The organism is Pseudomonas sp. GZJR-8 (assembly GCF_002916705.1).
Lineage (GTDB): Bacteria > Pseudomonadota > Gammaproteobacteria > Pseudomonadales > Pseudomonadaceae > Aquipseudomonas > Aquipseudomonas synxantha_A.
The window spans coordinates 338-18,877 of the sequence record NZ_JXSI01000021.1; the positions used below are offsets into that span (position 1 = coordinate 338).

Annotated in this window: 22 protein-coding genes; 4 read left to right on the plus strand and 18 right to left on the minus strand. The window is 60.2% G+C overall.

The window, feature by feature from the left end:
- From TK42_RS27250 to TK42_RS26310, 3 genes are all read right to left on the minus strand, one after another.
- Positions 1-390: substrate-binding domain-containing protein (locus TK42_RS27250; protein WP_256584806.1), on the minus strand; the 390-nt coding region annotated here is incomplete at its 3' end.
- 32 nt (positions 391-422) lie between these two features.
- Positions 423-1,244, minus strand: a complete 822-nt coding sequence (locus tag TK42_RS26305) for an SDR family oxidoreductase (protein ID WP_032879874.1) — start codon at positions 1,242-1,244, stop codon at positions 423-425.
- A gap of 148 nt (positions 1,245-1,392) precedes the next feature.
- Positions 1,393-1,872, minus strand: a complete 480-nt coding sequence (locus tag TK42_RS26310) for a GNAT family N-acetyltransferase (RefSeq protein ID WP_005790497.1) — start codon at positions 1,870-1,872, stop codon at positions 1,393-1,395.
- Positions 1,873-2,061: 189 nt separating this feature from the next.
- On the opposite strand from TK42_RS26310, the gene TK42_RS26315 reads away from it, so the two are divergent.
- The 4 genes from TK42_RS26315 (at position 2,062) to TK42_RS26330 (ending at position 4,429) form a co-directional block, all read left to right on the plus strand.
- Entirely contained in the window at positions 2,062-3,258 is a 1,197-nt protein-coding gene (locus TK42_RS26315; protein WP_103735509.1) for an MFS transporter, read from the plus strand.
- Positions 3,259-3,343: 85 nt separating this feature from the next.
- On the plus strand, positions 3,344-3,682 hold the full coding sequence (locus tag TK42_RS26320) for a hypothetical protein (RefSeq protein ID WP_005790501.1): 339 nt from the start codon (positions 3,344-3,346) through the stop codon (positions 3,680-3,682).
- Between the two features lie 51 nt (positions 3,683-3,733).
- The gene (locus tag TK42_RS26325; RefSeq protein ID WP_005790502.1) at positions 3,734-4,000 is read left to right on the plus strand and encodes a hypothetical protein; all 267 of its coding nucleotides are present in this window, start codon (positions 3,734-3,736) and stop codon (positions 3,998-4,000) included.
- A gap of 48 nt (positions 4,001-4,048) precedes the next feature.
- Positions 4,049-4,429: a hypothetical protein gene (locus TK42_RS26330; RefSeq protein WP_032879873.1), complete on the plus strand. Its 381-nt coding sequence runs from the start codon at positions 4,049-4,051 to the stop codon at positions 4,427-4,429.
- Between the two features lie 55 nt (positions 4,430-4,484).
- Here TK42_RS26330 and TK42_RS26335 read toward each other — a convergent pair whose 3' ends face one another.
- The 15 genes from TK42_RS26335 to acpP form a co-directional block, all read right to left on the minus strand.
- On the minus strand, positions 4,485-5,402 hold the full coding sequence (locus TK42_RS26335) for a PfkB family carbohydrate kinase (RefSeq protein WP_103735499.1): 918 nt from the start codon (positions 5,400-5,402) through the stop codon (positions 4,485-4,487).
- On the minus strand, positions 5,395-6,861 hold the full coding sequence (locus TK42_RS26340) for a cytosine permease (RefSeq protein ID WP_032879870.1): 1,467 nt from the start codon (positions 6,859-6,861) through the stop codon (positions 5,395-5,397). Before TK42_RS26340 ends, TK42_RS26335 begins: the two co-directional genes overlap by 8 nt.
- A gap of 188 nt (positions 6,862-7,049) precedes the next feature.
- Positions 7,050-8,051 carry an ADP-ribosylglycohydrolase family protein gene (locus tag TK42_RS26345; protein ID WP_103735500.1) on the minus strand — a complete coding sequence of 334 codons (1,002 nt, stop codon included), beginning with the start codon at positions 8,049-8,051 and terminating at the stop codon, positions 7,050-7,052.
- Positions 8,048-8,761: a GntR family transcriptional regulator gene (locus TK42_RS26350; protein ID WP_005790512.1), complete on the minus strand. Its 714-nt coding sequence runs from the start codon at positions 8,759-8,761 to the stop codon at positions 8,048-8,050. The genes TK42_RS26345 and TK42_RS26350 overlap by 4 nt, the downstream gene beginning before the upstream one ends.
- A gap of 70 nt (positions 8,762-8,831) precedes the next feature.
- Positions 8,832-9,392, minus strand: coding sequence for a DUF1285 domain-containing protein (locus TK42_RS26355; RefSeq protein WP_103735501.1), 561 nt, complete (start codon positions 9,390-9,392; stop codon positions 8,832-8,834).
- A gap of 17 nt (positions 9,393-9,409) precedes the next feature.
- On the minus strand, positions 9,410-10,015 hold the full coding sequence (locus tag TK42_RS26360; protein WP_005790515.1) for a DUF4823 domain-containing protein: 606 nt from the start codon (positions 10,013-10,015) through the stop codon (positions 9,410-9,412).
- Positions 10,016-10,114: 99 nt separating this feature from the next.
- Positions 10,115-11,083, minus strand: a complete 969-nt coding sequence (locus TK42_RS26365) for a GTP 3',8-cyclase MoaA (protein ID WP_005790516.1) — start codon at positions 11,081-11,083, stop codon at positions 10,115-10,117.
- A 139-nt stretch (positions 11,084-11,222) separates the two neighbouring features.
- Complete coding sequence (locus TK42_RS26370; protein WP_032879867.1) at positions 11,223-11,888, minus strand: TetR/AcrR family transcriptional regulator; 666 nt, start codon at positions 11,886-11,888, stop codon at positions 11,223-11,225.
- A gap of 444 nt (positions 11,889-12,332) precedes the next feature.
- Positions 12,333-13,118, minus strand: coding sequence for a TatD family hydrolase (locus TK42_RS26375; protein ID WP_103735502.1), 786 nt, complete (start codon positions 13,116-13,118; stop codon positions 12,333-12,335).
- Between the two features lie 63 nt (positions 13,119-13,181).
- The gene (locus TK42_RS26380) at positions 13,182-14,171 is read right to left on the minus strand and encodes a DNA polymerase III subunit delta' (RefSeq protein WP_032879865.1); all 990 of its coding nucleotides are present in this window, start codon (positions 14,169-14,171) and stop codon (positions 13,182-13,184) included.
- Complete coding sequence (gene tmk, locus TK42_RS26385; RefSeq protein WP_032879864.1) at positions 14,164-14,796, minus strand: dTMP kinase; 633 nt, start codon at positions 14,794-14,796, stop codon at positions 14,164-14,166. Before tmk ends, TK42_RS26380 begins: the two co-directional genes overlap by 8 nt.
- Before the next feature lie 19 nt (positions 14,797-14,815).
- Entirely contained in the window at positions 14,816-15,937 is a 1,122-nt protein-coding gene (gene mltG / locus TK42_RS26390; RefSeq protein WP_032879863.1) for an endolytic transglycosylase MltG, read from the minus strand.
- 1 nt (position 15,938) lies between these two features.
- Positions 15,939-16,754, minus strand: a complete 816-nt coding sequence (gene pabC, locus TK42_RS26395) for an aminodeoxychorismate lyase (protein ID WP_103735503.1) — start codon at positions 16,752-16,754, stop codon at positions 15,939-15,941.
- Entirely contained in the window at positions 16,754-17,998 is a 1,245-nt protein-coding gene (gene fabF, locus TK42_RS26400; protein ID WP_005790527.1) for a beta-ketoacyl-ACP synthase II, read from the minus strand. The genes pabC and fabF overlap by 1 nt, the downstream gene beginning before the upstream one ends.
- A 128-nt stretch (positions 17,999-18,126) precedes the next feature.
- A complete protein-coding gene (gene acpP, locus TK42_RS26405) occupies positions 18,127-18,363 on the minus strand; it encodes an acyl carrier protein (protein ID WP_003175607.1) in 237 nt (78 codons plus the stop codon).
- Positions 18,364-18,540: the final 177 nt, after the last annotated feature.

Here is an 18,540-nt window from a genome sequence, read left to right on the forward strand (position 1 = left end):
GGCCATGCCCAGGTACGGCACGTCTTCCATGAAGTTGCCCTTGGCATCGACAAAGCGGTCATCCACGGCCATGACTTTCAGGCCATTGACCTTGGCCTTGGCGACAATGGCCGGGCCCAGGGACACGTCCGGTGGGCAGATCACAAAGCCCTTGGCACCGTTGGCGGCGAGGCTGTCGATGGCCGAGAGGGTTTTCTCGCCATCGGGCACGGCGATCTTGATCACGGTGAAGCCATGCTCCTTGCCGGCTTTTTCGGCGAAGGCCCATTCAGTCTGGAACCACGGCTCTTCGGCCTGCTTGACCAAAAAACCGATCTTCACTTCTTCAGCCGATACAAAGCCGCTGAACACCATCGCCAGCGCCACAGCGCCAAGAGTCTTCTTGAACATGAACCACCTCTTTCTTGTTATTGGAAAACGATTTAGTCGTGGTACATCACCGAACGCCCGCCATCGATCATCAGGCACGTGGCATTGATAAAGGGTGCCTCGTCGGTCGCCAGGAACAGCGCGGTCATCGCCACCTCAATGGGTTGGCCGATGCGCTTGGGCGGGTGCAAGTCAAACGCGCGCTGGCGTTCGGCGTGGGGGTCGGGGAAGCCGTTCCAGTAGTCGACGTTAAGCTGGGTTTCGATATAGCCCGGGGCGATAGCGTTTACGCGGATACCCTTGGGCGCGTATTCGATGCCCAGGGCGCGAGTGAGGCCGAGCAGGCCATGCTTGGCGACAGGATAAGGAAAGCAGCCAGGGATGATGTGGCTGGAATGGGTGGAGGCAATATTGATGATGTTGCCGATGCCCTGCTCGATCATGTGCGGCAGCACCGCACGGCAACCGTACCAGGCGCCATCAAGGTCGATGGCGAAACAGCGGCGCCAATCCTCGTCGGTCATTTCCAGCGGGTCGCGAAACACATTGACCCCGGCGCAGTTGACCAGTACGTCCACCCGGCCAAAACGCTCGATGGCGAGATTGACCAGCGCCTGCCATTGCTCTTTGGAGGTGATATCTACAGGTTGTGCGCAAATCTCGGCGCCACGTTCGCGCCAACAAGCGGCTACTTTCTCGACTTTTTCAGCCTGGATGTCCGCAATAACCAGTCGCGCCTGCTGGGCCTGGAAGCAAGCCACGATCGCCTCGCCAATACCTTGCGCAGCGCCGGTGATGATCACCACCTTGTTCTTCAGCCGCTCGCCGTAAGTCGGCTCGGGCACGGCAGGTAGGGACAACGGTTGTGCCTGCATCGCTTCACCTGTTTTATTTTTGGTAGTGAGTGCTGATGCAGGCGACTATAAACCCAGACCTTGAAATATCTCAATATATAAATTTGCATCCCATATTGTGAGCGAAAGCAAAAAAAACCGGCCATTGATAGCCGGTTTGGAATGTCGGTCAGCCTTGGGCAAAATCCCTCAGCGCCTCGCCTTCCATGCGATAGCGCACCCACTCCTCCTGAGGCTGGGCACCGATGGATTTATAGAAGGCAATCGCTGGTTCATTCCAGTCCAGCACGCTCCACTCGAAACGCCCACAGCCGTTATCGCAGGCGATCTTCGCCAGGTGGCGCAACAGCTTCTTGCCCGCTCCGCCGCCGCGTTGCTCCGGGTTGATATACAAGTCTTCCAGGTACAGGCAGTTGCTGCCCAGCCAGGTGGAGTAGCTGAAAAAGAACACGGCAAAACCAATCGGCAAACCGTCGCGCAGGCAGATCAGGCCATGGGCGGTAGCGCCCTCGCTGAACAGGCTGCGCTCGATATCCACCACGCTGGCGATCACTTCGTGCCGGGCTTTCTCATATTCGGCAAGCTCGGTGATGAAACTCAGGATCTGCGCAGCATCGCTGGGTACGGCGGGGCGAATCTCGATGGTCATGGGCGCGCCTTGGGCAATTTCAAAGCCCACATACTAAGGCGGTTTGATGACCGATTGCAGCGCAATTTCATGCCGACCGAAGTGTTTTTACTCCGCCCCAGAGTAATGCCAGCACCAGTAATCACAGAACAATCCCCATGAGCGCCCATGGTAAACAAGCGGCATAATTCCAACATTCAGGTCCTGCTCATGCCCGCCACGTCTGCAGTTGGCGCGAAGACATTCGCGCTGTTCTGCCTCGCCAGTTTCTTATTGTCGCTGTCCTACGGCTCGACCTTTTTGCTGTCGCTGCTGATTCATTCACGCGGCGGCAACGAGCACGACGCCGGCAGTATCATTGCCACGGCAATGCTCAGCACTTTTGTGGCGGTGGTCGTTTCCGGGCACCTGGCGGATGCGCTGGGCGCAGCGCGAGCGATTGCGGGCACGGGTGTAATGCTGGTGGTGGCCTGCCTCGGGTTTGCCCTGTCCCCCGGGTTTGGCCAGGGCCTGATGCTGTTCGGGTTGTCCCTGGGCTTGGGCTGGGGCGTGTTCTATACCCTGGGGCCGATCATCGTGACCCTACTGGTGCAACCCCAGCAGCGCGCCAAGTATTTTGCCCTGCTGTCCGGCAGCATGTTGAGCGGGATCGGTTCCAGCCCGTTGCTGGGGCGCGCCGCCACCGCGCTGGGCTTGCCCCTGACGACAGCGTTCTACATTGCCGGGTTGGCCAGCCTTGCCGGGGTTGTGATGTTCTGGCGCATGGGCGCGCAGTTCAAACAGCACGCAAACGTGCCAGCGTCGAAGATTACCTGGACAGCAAGCCGCCGCGTGCTGACGTCCAAGGCAGCGTTCGCCATCTTGATGGTCGGCCTGGGTGGCTGCGTGTTTGGTGGGTTGTCGTCATTCCAGACCAGCTATGCGCTGGCCCATCAGCTGGATTATTCACTGTTCTTCGCAGGTTTCCTGACTGCTGCGATTACCAGCCGGCTGTTGATCGCCGGCTTTGTGGTCAAGCGTGATGCCTATCAGGCTGCGTGCGTATTGTCCGGCGTCATGTTTGGCGCGGTTGCGCTATTCGCGTTCGGGGTGAGCGGTAACTTCAGCTATCTGGTGGCTGCCGCCACGCTGGGGGTCGGGTATGGCCTGACGTACTCGGTGATCAATGGGCTGGTGGCCAATGAAGCACCCTGCGGCACCATGTCCCAGGCGTTATTGCTGTTCAGCCTGGCGTACTTTATCGGCGTCTTCGGGTTTCCATGGCTCGCGGGCAAAATGATTGTCGAATTCGGCCTGTCGACGATGCTGTTGAGCGTACTGGTCATCGCCGCACTGAACTGGTCGATCACCGTGGCGCGCTTGATCGTGCGGCGAGTATCGATACATAAAGTGATACAGGTGAACTGATACCGTTCGTCGCCATCAAGGCACGAACAGCAAAGGGTGGCTGACCAATAAAGGGTAAGGACATTAATCATATGGAGACACCCTCATGAAAAACTCCAAATTTGCTGCCCTCGCCCTCACCGGCCTCCTGTCCGCTGCGTCCCTGAGCGCCTTTGCGGCGACTTCGTCGACCGGCCCCACCGACCCAACGCCCGACGCGACGACTGAATCGCAGAAATCCATGGGCACTGGCCTGGATACCAACGGCGGCGCGATCATCGACAACACCAACGGCGCCGACCCTCACACCCAGGGCCATGATACCCAGCGCCAGGCCCCGGCTGCGGTCGGCAACGGCAAAATGGGCCCTTCGGTCAATGAGCCGAAGATCAATAAAGGCGACGACTCGAATCTGCCAGGTGCACCGAAACAACCAGCGCCTTGATACATCCTTGGCAACACAAACACCCGATCATTTCCCAGTGAAGAGGTACACATGAACGTCGATAGAAACCTTGAAAAAGAAGTCCTCACCCGCCTGCTGCACGCTCACCCCCAGGGCTTGGGCAAGGAGGTACTGGACAACTACCGCGGTGAGAAAGAAGTCGCCAGTGTCTTGGCGTTTCTGCAAGACCGCGGGCTGATCAAGGATGGGCATGTGACCACCGACGACGCCGGTGAATACTCGTTGAACCTGCCGATCAAGCTCACCGCCTCGGGTGTGGATGAGGCCCGCAAGCTCGACGGTGCAGGCCCTCGGTAAGTCATTTCTGGTCTGGCCCTGCGACCGGGGCCAGAAGGAGTTTTAGCGATGCCTCGTGGAAGCAAAGCCAAATACACCGCCGAACAGAAACGCAAGGCCGCTCATATCGAAGACAGTTATGAGCACAAGGGATTGTCCAAGGAAGAAGCCGAAGCCCGGGCCTGGGCCACCGTCAACAAGCAGTCCGGCGGCGGTGAAAAGGCCGGCGGCTCGGGCCAGCATAAAGCGCCGGCGAAGAAATCCCAGGATCGGCAGGAGTCGGCCAAGCGTGCGGCAGCTAGCCGTGAGGGGCACCCGCGCAGCAGTGGGGCTTCGTTGGGTACGCAAACCAAGGAGGGCCTGATGAAGGAGGCGCGAGCCAAGAACATTCCGGGCCGCTCGACCATGCGTAAACATGAATTGATCCAGGCGTTGAAAAAAGCAGGCTAAACATAGATTCAAAATATGGGAGGGGGCTTGCCCCCTCCCACATTTTGACGTGTGTTTATTCCCTGAGTAGTGCATCGACCTCGGCAGTGGCAGGTGATGTGGCCGGCCCCCAACGCGTCACCGCCAACGCCGCCGCAGCATTCGCTCGACGCGCCGCCTCGACAGGTTTCAAGCCCTGCGCCAAGCCGGCAATAAACACCCCTGCGTGCGCATCCCCCGCACCGTTGCTGTCGACCGCTTGCACCTTGAAACCGGGTACATGTTCAATTTCAGCCGTGCGCCCTACCCAGCAACCATTGGGCCCATCACGTACGACCAGCAAGGTTTGCGCAGGCAGATGTCGACTCAACGCAGGCAACGCCGCGGCGATCTCAGGGGCACCGGTAAACGCCAGAGCTTCCGGGCCATTGCTGGTCCAGATATCGATACGTGGCAACAACGCACGCATCAAGACTGAATCCGGCGCCTTGACCAGCGGTCCCGGATCGAACACCACCACGATCTCTCGCGGCAGCGCCAGCAGCCAGTCGATCAACGGCTGCGCCTTGCCCTCAAGGAGCAGGCTGTAGCCACTGACGTACACGTAGTCATCGGCGAGCGGGACGATCCTGGCCAAATCTTCGGCACTCAATTCGCCTTCGGCGCCGATATGGGAAATGAACGTACGCTCAGTGGTGGCCTCGGTCAGGGACACACACAAACCAGTGTCCTTCTCGTTGCTCGCAGTCAATGCCATTTCAATCTTTTCAGCCTGCATCGCGGCGCGAGCCAAGTCACCAAACCGGCCATTGCCGTGGCGCCCAAGGTAGACCACCGACATCCCATTGCGCCGCGCCGCCGCCATGACGTTGAAGCCACCGCCCGCTTCGAAACTGGCAGATTTGGCCAGTACGTCACCGCCAGTTGCCGGCAGGGTGTCGAGGGCCATGACCAGGTCGACAATGACCTGGCCGGTATGCAGCAATCTAGGCATGGGTACCCTCTACCAAAGCCGGGCGACGATCAGACGCGCCGCCCAGTACCGCATAAAGGCCGCCTGCGACCAGGAAGGTAACGACCCAGCCCAGGCCGTTGTGGCCCAACCAGGAGTCGGACAGCGGCCCGGCGAACCAGATATTTTGCGCGGTGGTGCCGATGGTGGTGAAGCAGAACCCCAGCACGATAGCCACGGCCCAGGCGCCGAAGGCACGCCACTCCACACCGCCGCGATACCAGTAAGCGCTGCTCGGACTGACATCCAGCAAGTCCTTGGGGCTGTAGTAATGCCGGTGTATCAGGTCGACCACGAAGATCCCGACCCACGCCGTAATCGGCACCGCCAGCAACGAAATGAAGGTGATGAACGGGCCATAGAAGCTGTCGGCGATCAGCATGAAATAGATGGAACCGGCGAAGATCGCCACGATATCGACAATCACCGCGTGCACGCGCTTGACCTTCAGACCCAGGGTCAGGGTGGTAAGGCCGGCCGAATATACCGACAGATTGTTCGACAGCAACAGCCCGCCGAATGCGGTGATCAGGTAAGGCACCGCCATCCAGGTGGGCAGCATGTCGCGGATCGCGATGATGGGGTCGGTGGCCGACGCCAGGTCGTCGTTACCCACCGACAGCAGGCCACCAAGGGTAATCAGCAACACCAGCGGGATGCCCGCGCCAAAGGCGGCGCTGGCCACCAGGCGCACAGCCTTGACGCTGCGGTGCTGGTAGCGCGACATATCGGCACCGGCGTTGGCCCACCCAATGCCGGTGCCGGCGGCCATGGTGCCGACGCCGATGATCATCGCGCTCAACGGCGCAGGTGTGGCATTGAACACCGCGCTCCAGTCGATAGTGGCACACAGAAAGCCGCCCACCAGGATATTCAAACCGCCAAATACATAGGTGGCCCACTTCTGGATCACCAGCAGCGTGGCGTGGCCGAGGCCGGATACCGCCAGGGTCAGCAGTACAAAGATGGCGATGAAGATCAACGTGAGTACGGGGGCGCTTTTCGCCTCTACCGCCGAACCGAACAGGATCGAACACAAGGACAGCAACACAAAGGCGGCCGTGGTGGTGTTGACGGTTTCCCAACCCAGGCGCGACATCAGCGAGACCACCGTCGGGCCGATATTGCCGCGTACGCCAAAGATAGCGCGGGATAACGTCAGGCTGGGCGCGCGACCACGACGGCCGGCGATGGAGATGATGCCCACTACCGCGAAGGAACCCGCTGCGCCAAGGATTGCGACGATGATCGCCTGCCAGATGGCCAGGCCCCGAAACGCGACCAACGTCGCACCGAGCGGCAAGCCGAGGATGCTGATATTGGCGGCAAACCATACCCAGAACAGTTGCAGCGGATGGCCGTTGCACTCGCCTTCCGGGACCGGCTCGATGCCGCGTGTTTCCAACTGCCCGGCGCTTTGGCCACTAGAGGTGCTGCTCATGAAGGGGTGCTCCTGGTGCCTGTATTGTTGTGGTTGTGGCAACGAGTCGAATCTTTATGCAGTCTTCCTGACTCAACGCTTTTTAATGTGGGAGCTGGCTTGCCTGCGATTGGGGTGTGTCAACCAGCCCAGCAGCCACTGGAAAACCGCTGTCGCAGGCAAGCCAGCTCCCACATTTAGTTCCGTGTTTATCGCAAGGCCAATAACGCTTGGACCAGCGGCTGCAAGTCCAGGCCATTGACCTGCTTGACCTGCTCGATCAGCGCCTCTGGCCAGCACTGCATCCCCAGGCACGCGCCGAGCATGGCCCCCAGGATCGCGGCGATCGTGTCGGTGTCGCCCCCCAGGCTGGCGGCCAGGCACAGTGCTTCGAAGGCATTCATATCGCCGGACGCGACTTGCTGCGCCAGGGCGAACGACACCACCACCGACTCCTGCGAGGCAACAGACGTCCCGATCAATTCGTAGAGCAAATCGGCAAACAGGGCCTTGTCATCGCTGCCGACACTCAGGGTGCGGGCCCAGCTGATGCGGGTGGAAATGCGTCCACCGGCCACCCAGTGGCCATGGCTTTCAGCCTGCTGGGCAATCTGAATGCCGATGTTCAAGGCTTCGCCGAGGTCCACGCCATTGATACCGGCGGAGACCACCGCCGCCACGGCCGCGGCACTGGAGATACCCAGGCTGGTGTTATGGGTGACCTGGCAAGCCTGGATCACCGCCTGGATAAACGAGGCTGTCTCGCTGACATCGACGGCGATGCCCACCGGGGTGATGCGCATGGCCGCACCATTGGTGGTGCCGTAGCGTCCGGACTCTTGCGGCGTATGGCCAGCCAGGATCATATCGATCGCCCGTTTGGTCGACGGCCCGAGCAGGTCCTGGGAACCCTTGGCGCGCATTCCCGCTTCCCAGTCGATCAGGCGCCGGGCAAGCACGGCAGGTTCGATCTGGCCTTGGCCTTGCACCAGCAACTCAGCGACCAGGATGGCCTGCTCGGTGTCATCGGTAATGGAACCGGCGGGCATGTTCGGTGCAATGGGCTGGTCGGCGTCGGCGTCTTCCAGGGCGGTGATGGTTCCGAAGCGCGCTTTCACCTGTTCGCGGCTCAAGGATTGTGTGGGCATACCCAGGGCGTCGCCCAGGGCCAAGCCGTAGAAGGCACCGAGTGCGCGGTCTTCCCGGGTCATTTGGCGGCTCCAAACTGCAGATGCAGGCGAAAGTGCAGCGGGTCGAGCAAACTTTCGACATGCTCCATGAAGCGTTCGCGACGGTCGTAGGTGGTGCGCGAAGCCTTGAGAAATACCGTGCCGGTAGCGCGCCCGAGCAATTGAGCATCTTCATCGCTCAGGGGCTCGGCGCCGATCCACTGGTCGCCTTCGGCGCCCACATAACCGTAGGCCGCCAGGGTGATGGTCAGGGAATCATCGATCAGGCCAATGCGGGGCAGGCTTTCCAGGCCGCCCACTGCTGGCATCAACGAACGCTCCAGAGACACCGCAACGCCATCGGCCGTGTTCCGGCGGCGATCCAGGGCAATAAATTGATCGGTGCCGAAACGGCTGAACAGGTCCGGGCGCGTCACCGCTTCGAAACGCAGCACGTCGGTGCTCACCTGAGCCCCCGTGTCTGCCAGGGCCTGGGCCCAACCGCTGCGTTGGTCGAGGACCATGCCATCAAAGGTGACGATGGAGCCGACGCCACTCTGGGTGGCGATATAGTTACGGCGCTTTAGCTCGGCCAGCGCTTCGCGCAGCGTGCCACGGCTGACCGCAAACTCCTCGGCCAACTGGTGCTCACCTGGCAATAGCAAACCGTCGGCCATGACCCCACCTTCGATACGGCGGATGAGCTCGTCGACGACGCGTTTTTTCTTATCAAATCGAACATGTCTAATCATGTACAAATTGATAACCGAAAGCAGGCATTTACAGCAAGGAGATTATTTCAGGGTGAAGGCAAAATCAGCCTCAGGGTTCCAGGCCGATGGGGAAAAACTCCCCTGCACTCCATACGCCAAGCCAGTTCTGACCGTTTATCGGACGAGTCACCGCCAGCTCCACCAATTGGTAGAACACGTTGCGATGCACGAGGGCTTCAAGGTTGGTACGAACTCGCACGTAGGGTGCAGGTTCCTGGGTGACAGGGTCCGTCACCACCCGCAAGGGGTGTTCGAGGCCGGCCTCGACCTGCTCGTCGACGTTGGTGGTAAAGCGCAATACCTGGCTTTCGCCCAGCCCTTGCACGTCCAGGGTTACCGCCACAAATGGCGCATCATCGACGCTGATGCCGACTTTCTCTACCGGCGTCACCAGGAAATAATCATCGCCGTCTCGGCGCAGGATATTGGAAAACAGTTTGACCATCGGCTTTCGCCCGATAGGCGTGCCCTGGTAAAACCAGGTGCCATCGCGGGCAATGCGCATGTCGATGTTGCCGCAAAAATCCGGATTCCACAGATGCACCGGTGCCGGCCCCTTGCCCTTGGGCAGTTGGGCCAATAGGTCATTGGCCTTGGCGGAATCGGTCATGGGGCTTCTCCTCAGGTCTACTGATTGCTCATGCCCAGCAAGCCTCGGGCGTATTGCGCCAGGGGGCGGGCAATCAGATCTTGTGGCGATGTGTCGTGGAACGTCAGTAAACCGCCACGACTGCGAATACGTGCAGTATCAATCAAATACTGGGTGCTGGTCTCGATCAACATGACCTGGATCACACCGCTGTCCAGCCCCAGGCGGTCCAGAGCTTGCTGGTCGGTCCACTCATCGGCATTGCCGATACGGTCATCGGCTGCCGCAAAACGGCAATACAGCAGGTAGTGAGCCCCCGCCTCGCGGGCTTCGGCCATGGCCTGCTCGAGACCTTCGGGTTGGCGGGCACGACGGACCATGGGGAAATATTCGACGAAACCGTTGAACGCTTCCTCGGCGACCACGTTGGGTCGCGGGTACGCGCTGCCCGGCGGCACGAAGGCGCCCTGGGCGATAAATACAAAGGAATCCGGCTGTATGCGCACCGAGGCCGTACGCCGGGTGTCGCTATGGTCCAGCAGCCCGGCATCGCTCATCTGATAGCGAGTGCCTTCGGCCATATCGCTGACGGTCATACAACCACTCAGGGCCAACGCCGCCAGCAGTAAAACCAGACTACGCATCCTAATCCTCCAGAAGCCGGTGACGGAAAACCGGCGAATGGGCGTGAGATGCAGGTTCTGCGCCAGCTTGAAGGACAACACATTGAGGCATGCGCGACCTTAGCCGCCAATGATCTTCATGATCGTCGCGCCGCCCGAAAACGCCACTTCCTGCTTGTCGCCCAGCGCCTTCATCAACAAGCCCTGCAAGGCCGGCAATGCCTGGTGGCGCGGTTGATCAAGCAAGTCACCGACGTAGTGGCGATTGCTTGAGGACAAGCAACCATGCAGCCAGCCCGTGGAGGACAACCGCAACCGCGAACACGTACGACAGAACGGTACACTTTCGTTGGCGATCACGCCGAAGAAGCCTTTGCCCGGTACTTCGTAGCGTACGGCGGTAGCGTCAACGGGCGCGTTGGCTTGCAGGTATTCGTGGCGCTCACCGATCAGGCTGAGCAATTGCTGCAAGCTGACAAATTGCTGGAGGAACGCGTTGGAGTCTTTCGCCAGGTGCCCCATGCGCATCAATTCGATAAAGCGCAACTCGTAGCCACGCTCCAGGCAGTAATCAAGCAGAGGCATCACCTGATCCAGGTTCTGGCCACGCAATGGCACCATGTTGACCTTGATCTTGATGCCGGCCGCGCTGGCCTGGTCCATGCCATCGAGCACGGTGGCCAGGTCGCCGCCACGAGCGATGCTGCGAAAGGCGTCGGCATCCAGGGTATCGAGGGAGACATTGATACGCCGAATGCCGGCATCCACCAGCAACGGCAGTTTGCGCGCCAGCAATTGGCCGTTGGTCGTGAGGCTGATGTCGCTGAGGCCCATCTGCCCTACCGCGTCCATGAACGCTTCCAGCTTGGGGCTCACCAGCGGTTCGCCGCCAGTGATGCGCAGGCGTTCGATGCCCGCCGCTTCAATCAGGTAAGCCACGCCCCGGGCCATGGCCGCGGCCGAGAGTTCGTCCTGGGCAGCCACCAGCCGCTTGCCGTCAGGCACGCAGTAGGTACACGCGTAATTGCAGGCTGAGGTCAGGCTGATCCGCAAATTGCGAAAACGCCTGCCTTGACGATCAACGATCATGGATCACTCCGGCAGAAGATAATTCGGGCGCACTAAAAACTGACTCATAAATCAGCTTTTAGCAAGGTCCTTGCCTGAGTATATTCCTGGGTTAATACCCCTGGCAGTAAATCATTGCCCCATCACTGCAGCGAATAACTTACGTAGCCGGGGTCTCATCACCTTTTTCAGGGCCAGGCAGTTCAGTGCTGTGCTTGCGCTTGTTGCCCATGCGCACGCCGATGTCCATCAGGAACTGGAAGAAACCTTCCTGGTCCTCCAGCACATTGCTCCAGAACGGCGAGTGATACAGCGCCACGGCGCCATGCACCAGGGCCCAGGCGGCGCAGTAGTGGAAATACGGCGGCACGTCTTCAAGCTTGCCTTCACTGATGCGCCCCTTGATCAGCAGGGTCAGGCGTTCGAAGTTCGAGGCGCGGATCTTGTGCAGCTCCTCGACCATTTCCGGCACCTGGTGCCCCTTGACCACCTTCTCTTCCAGGCGGTCGAACAGGCGGTAGCGCTGCGGGTCACGCATACGGAACTCGAAGTAAGCGCGAGACAGCGCTTCCTTGTCCTTGTCGACATCGGCCGAGTGCAGCAGCTCGTTCAAGTCGCGCTCGTAGTCGAGCATCAGACGCAAGTAGATCTCGGCCTTGGATTTGAAGTGCTTGTAGATGGTGCCCTTGCCGATACCCACGGCATCCGCAATCATCTCTACCGTGACGCTGTCTTCGCCCTGTTCGAGGAATAACTTGAGTGCGGTGTCGAGAATTTCCTGCTCGCGGCGGCGAAACTCACGGACCTTACGGGGTTCTTTGTGCATGAGGAAGAAGTCTGCAAAGGTCGGAATAGGGAGGGTTGCGCAGGGCCACAGATACGTGGCGATACGATTTACCCGATGCGAGGGATTATCCCGACTGAACGGTCGTTGGGCAATGTCTATGTGAACCCGCAATGCACTTAACTTTCAATACGCCAACGTTTTTATCGATATCAGTCAGAAATAGACGCGCCGCCTGAAGCTGCCCACCTGCTCAATGAGAACTCAAGCTAAGCGGGCGTATTCCAAATCTGTTTAAAAAACGATCAGATCTGACTGGACTGAATCGGATACTGATCAATACTTCAACTGTCGCCGCGACATCTCCCCCAAGTGACGCGACGACCTGGGTACCGACGGACTGCGTGCCCTTGTTTTACTCCTAATGGTCTTAGCCCGGATTCACCCCCCAGAACCCGGGTTTTTTTTGCCTGCGATTCAGCCGTACTATCCGGCTACATGAGCCAACGGAAACAGGCGTTTGAAGTTTTCGGTGGTCTGCTCGGCGAAGCGCTCGTACGACTCGCCGCGCAGCATCGCCAAGTAATCGGCCACGTCACGCACATATTCAGGCAGGTTTGGCTTGCCGCGATGGGGAATAGGTGCCAGGTACGGCGAGTCGGTTTCCACCAGCAGGCGGTCGGCTGGCACTTGGCGAGCCACGTCGCGCAGCGCGTCGGCGTTGCGAAAGGTGACGATACCCGACAGGGAAATATAGAACCCCAGGTCCAGAGCAGCCTTGGCCATTTCCCAGTCTTCGGTAAAACAATGCAACACACCGGCCTGCGGCAGCGCGGCTTCGCGCAGCAAGGTCAAGGTATCGGCGCGGGCCCCCCGGGTGTGGACGATCACCGGCTTGCCGGTCTGCCGGGCGGCTTGCAAGTGCAGGCGGAAAGAGGCCTGCTGCAACTCGGCGGCTTCAGGCTCGTAGTGGTAGTCCAGGCCGGTTTCGCCAATGGCCACCACCCGTGGATGGTTGAGTTCGCCCAATAGCCAATCCAGAGCCGGGGCTTCGCCGGGCTTGAGGTCCAGCGGGTGGATGCCCACCGAGCAATCCACATCGGCGTAGCGATCAGCCAGGGCTTTGACGTCGCCGGCGTTTTCAGCGCTGACGCCGATGCACAGAAAGTGCCCTACCCCACGCTGGCGTGCAGCTTCAAGGGCGGCGTCGAGGGAACCGCCGTGCTGGGCAAGGTCAAGGCGATCAAGATGGCAATGGGAATCTACGAGCATAGGAAGTCAGGGCTTAATTCACGAAAAGGGTCTGGCCAACCATACACCTGTCGGCCCCGGAAATTAACGGCGCCCGAGCAGGCCAACCCACTGCACCAGCAGCGCCTCAAGCAACAGCACGCGGTTGAGGTTGGCCTTGCCGAGTACCTTCTGGCGCTGAGCAAGAATCCAGTCCTGGATGTTCAGCACTTTGTCCTGGGCACTTTTCTGCGCGAGGTATTGCACCACCTTGCGCATATCCGCCAGGCCAAGGCCGTTTTCATCCTGGGTCAGTTGGTAGCGCAGGATCAGGCTGGACCAGTCGCAGAACCAGTCGAACAACAGCAGCAGGGGAATATCCTTCCAGGCGCTTTCGGCCAGTTGCGTGGCGGACAGCTCCTGCTTGAGCAGCTTCTTCACACCCTCCACAACCAGTGCTCGTTGCTCACGCACGCCCTGGGCTTGCAGCTTCACGGCTGCCAGGGGTGAACCGGCCGCCAGGGTCAACAACTCGACCCGTTCCTGCTCGGTGCACTCCGGCAACGCCTGCGCCAGCCATTGCAGGCTCATGGCCTCGCTCGGCAACGGGCACGCCTGCTGTACGCAGCGACTGCGAATCGTCGGCAACAAACGGCTGGACTGATGGCTCACCAGCAACAGCACGGTGTCGCCGGACGGTTCTTCAAGGCTTTTGAGCAAGGCGTTGGCGGCGTTGATGTTCATCGCCTCGACTGGCTCGATCAGCACCACTTTGCGCCCGCCCATCTGCGCGGTCTGCACTACGAAGCTGACGAGGTCGCGTACCTGGTCGACCTTGATCGCCTTGTCGGCTTCCTCGGGCTCCAGCACATAGTTGTCCGGGTGACTGCCAGCCTTGAGCAGCAGGCAGGATTTGCACTCGCCACACGCCTGCAGATTGACCGGGCGCTGGCACAACAGGCTAGCCATCAAGCGCTCGGCGAGGTGACGTTTACCGATGCCCACGGGGCCATGCAGCAAATAGGCATGGGCGTGCTGGGCACGACCGGCCAGTTGCTGCCACAGGCTGTCCTGCCACGGGTAGGACTCAGCCACGAGTGCGCTCCAGCAGAGTCGGCAACAGCGCATCGATGGCCTGTTGCACCTGGTTCAACGGCTGCGCCGCATCGAGCAGGTGATAACGCGCCGGCTCAGCCTTGGCGCGCTGCAGGAAAGCGCTGCGCACCGCGTCGAAAAATACCGGGCCTTCCAGTTCGAAACGATCCAGGCGACCGCGAGCGCTGGCGCGGGCCATACCCACTTCCACGGGCAGATCGAACAGCAGGGTCAAATCCGGACGCACATCGCCCTGTACGAAGGTTTCAAGGGTGGCGATACGCTCTACTGACAAGCCTCGGCCACCGCCCTGGTAGGCGTAGGTGGAATCCGTGAACCGATCACAAATCACCACGGCGCCGCGTGCCAGCGCGGGGCGAATCACTTCGGCCAGGTGTTGGGCTCGGGCGGCAAATACCAGCAGCAGCTCGGTGTCCGGGTTCATTGGCTCATCACCCGGGGCCAACAGCACTTCGCGTATACGCTCGGCCAGCGGCGTACCGCCCGGCTCGCGGGTCAGCACCACTTCGACGCCCTGCGCACGCAGGCGCTCGGCCAGGTAGTCGCGGTTCGTGCTTTTACCGGCACCTTCCGGGCCTTCCAGGGTAATAAACAAGCCAGTCACAGGCAGTCCTTAGTCAGAGTCATTGCGGGCTTTGCGGCGCGGTACTGTCCGGCGCGGGCTCAATCGGTGCCTCGGCAGGTGCGGTTGCATCTTCCAGCGGTTTCACCACCGGCGCCGGGCTGGAGCGGTAATCGCCACGCCGCTTGAGCTGGAACTCGCGCACGGCGGCATTATGGGCATCCAGGTTATCCGAGAAAATATGGCTACCGTCGCCACGGGCGACAAAATACAGGCTGCTGCCCGGCACCGGGTTCAGCGCTGCATGGATCGCCTCGCGACCGACCATCGCAATAGGCGTGGGCGGCAGGCCGGCGATCATATAGGTGTTGTAGGGGTTGGCTTCCTTGAGGTGGGCGCGGGTCAACTTGCCGTTGTAGCGCTCACCCAGGCCGTAAATCACGGTGGGATCAGTCTGCAGCATCATGCCGATCTTCATGCGGCGCACGAACACACCGGCAATCTGCCCACGCTCTTGCGGCACGCCGGTCTCCTTTTCCACCAGGGACGCCATGATCAGTGCCTGATAAGGGTCGGTGTACGGCGCATCGTCGGCACGCTTGCTCCACTCCTGGGCGAGCACATCGTCCAGGCGGTTGTAGGCTTTTTTCAGGAATTCGACATCGGTCATGCCGCGTACAAAACGGTAGGTGTCAGGGAAGAAACGCCCTTCCGGAAACTCACCCGCATGGCCGAGCTTGTCCATCACTTCGCTGTCAGTCAGGCCAGGAAGGGTCTGAACGATTTTTTCATGCTTGGCCAGGGCGGTGCGCACCTGGCGGAAATTCCAGCCCTCCACCAGGGTCAGGCTGTATTGCACCACCTCGCCGCGCTGCCACAGGCCGATCAAGCCTTCGGCAGTGAGGCCGGGTGTCATGCGGTATTCGCCGCTGTGCAGTGGCTGGCCTTCAAGGTTGAAGCGCCAGTACAGGCGTAACCAGAATGCATCGTCGAGTACACCGTCGGCTTCCAGACGATTGAAAGTACCCGTCGGGGTAGCGCCAGCCGGCACGTCGAGCAACTGCTCCTGGGGCAGCTTCAGGGGCTGCTTGAGGGCAGAGTCGAGTTTCCAGGCCGAAAAGCCCACGAGCAACGCTGCCGAGACCAGGCTGATCTGCAGCAGTAACACCAGTTTTCGTATCAACTCAAATATCCAATAGCGCGCGAACAGTACCCTGCAGTTTACGGGTGAGCGGCCCAACCGGCCAGCTCATCGCAGCGCATCCACGCACCGGCCAAATGCCATATACGCTGTTGCAGACGAAGACTTCATCGGCCTGCTGCAACTGCTCAATATTGATGTCGGCCACGACCACCGGGACGCCCAGCGCTTGTGCCTGGGCCAGCAGTTCGGCGCGCATCACCCCGGCCACGCCGCAACGGGTCAGATCAGCGGTTAGTAACAAGCCGTTGCGCACCAGGAACAGGTTGCTGAACACGCCTTCGATCACCCGCCCGGACATATCCAGCATCAAGCCTTCGGCATGTTCGGTATCTTGCCATTCGGCACGGGCGATCACTTGCTCCAGGCGGTTGAGGTGCTTGAGACCGGCCAGCAGCGGCTGCTCAGCCAAGCGCGTGGTACAGGGGAACAGGCGGATGCCTTCGATTGCATGGGCGGGCGGGTAAATAGCGGGCGCACTGCCCTGCAAGATACGACGCACCGGGGCGCCAGGGTTGATGCCATAACCGCGCAGGCTGTCGCCACGGGTGAGGATCAACTTGAGGACACCGTCACCCAGCGCGGCGGCGAAGCCAAGCACTTCGTTGCGAATCAACCCGTGATCGGCCACCAGTGCCAAGCGCCTGCAACCCTCTTCCAGGCGTTGCAGGTGACGGTCGAGCAGCAACGGCTGCCCGGCCTTGACGGCGATGGTCTCGAATATCCCATCGCCATACGCCAGGCCACGATCTTTCAGGGGCACGCTGCCCGCCGGCTGACCGTCGACCCAGCTGTGCATCACTCGGCAAACCGGCGGAACACCAGGGAGCCGTTGGTGCCACCAAACCCGAACGAGTTGGAGATCACCACGTCGATCGGCATCGGTTGCGCTTCGTGGGGCACGAAGTTCAGGTCGCAGCCTTCGTCCGGCTCATCAAGGTTGATGGTCGGCGGAGCGACCTGATCCTTGATCGCCATTACACTGAAGATCGCCTCGACCGCGCCCGCCGCACCCAACAGGTGGCCGGTCATGGACTTGGTGGAGCTGACGGCCAGCTTGTAGGCATGTTCACCGAACACCGACTTGATGGCTTCGGCTTCCGCCAGGTCGCCGGTCGGCGTCGAAGTACCATGGGCGTTGATGTACTGCACCTGGTCAGGGTTGACCTTCGCATCGCGCAGTGCATTGGTGATGCAGCGCGCAGCACCGGCACCGTCGGACGGTGGCGACGTCATGTGATAGGCATCGCCGCTCATGCCAAAGCCGATCAACTCGGCGTAGATGGTGGCGCCACGCGCCTTGGCGTGCTCCAACTCTTCCAGCACCAGGGCACCGGCGCCGTCAGACAGCACGAAGCCATCACGGCCCTTGTCCCACGGACGGCTGGCTCGGGTGGGCTCGTCATTGCGGGTCGACAACGCACGGGATGCACCGAAGCCACCCATGCCCAGGCCGCAGGCGGCCATTTCAGCGCCACCGGCGATCATCACATCCGCTTCGTCATAAGCGATGTTGCGCGCCGCCATGCCGATGCAGTGGGTGCCCGTGGTGCACGCCGTTGCGATGGCGTAGTTAGGCCCTTGTGCACCCAGGTGGATGGACAGGAAGCCGGAAATCATATTGATGATCGAGCCGGGCACGAAGAACGGTGAAATTCGACGCGGGCCGGAATCGTGCAGCGTGCGGCTGGTTTCTTCGATATTGGTCAAACCGCCAATCCCCGAACCCATGGCCACGCCGATGCGGTCACGGTTGGCGTCGGTGACTTCCAGGCCGGCGTTGCGCACCGCCTGAAAACCGGCTGCCAAGCCGTATTGAATGAACAGGTCGAGCTTGCGGGATTCTTTGATCGAGAGATATTCCTCGACATTGAAGCCCTTTACCGAGCCGCCAAAACGGGTGGAATAGGCAGAAAGGTCCGTGTGTTCGATCAGACCAATACCACTGCGGCCAGCCAGAATGCCCTGCCAACTGCTCGGCACATCCGTACCCAGTGGCGACAACATACCCATACCGGTGACTACGACGCGTCTACGCGACACAGCACTCTCCTTTTTCTAATGACGACACTTCGATTCGCAGCTTACTTTTCATCACCGCCTAAAGAAAAAACCGCACGCCGTTACAGCAGTGCGGTTTTTCCCTGACAGCAAGCGACGACTACAAACTATTACGCCTGGTGGCTGGTAACGTAGTCGATGGCAGCTTGAACAGTAGTGATTTTTTCAGCTTCTTCGTCCGGGATTTCGGTCTCGAATTCCTCTTCCAGAGCCATCACCAGCTCAACGGTGTCAAGGGAATCGGCACCCAAGTCTTCTACGAAGGAAGCAGTGTTGACCACTTCTTCTTCCTTAACGCCCAGTTGCTCGGCAACGATTTTCTTGACGCGCTCTTCGATGGTGCTCATACCTTGTTTAACTCCTAATGGACAAATTCAGGCAGCTGGCCAGTGGGTAAGTGTATAGAAAGCCATTTCAGCTTTTCAACTGAAAGCTTCACCCTGTACCCGGTCGGCCACCTGCCTATAAATTAAGTTGCAGCTTTATAACGGATTTTAGACAGCTCGTATGACATTTTTTTGAAG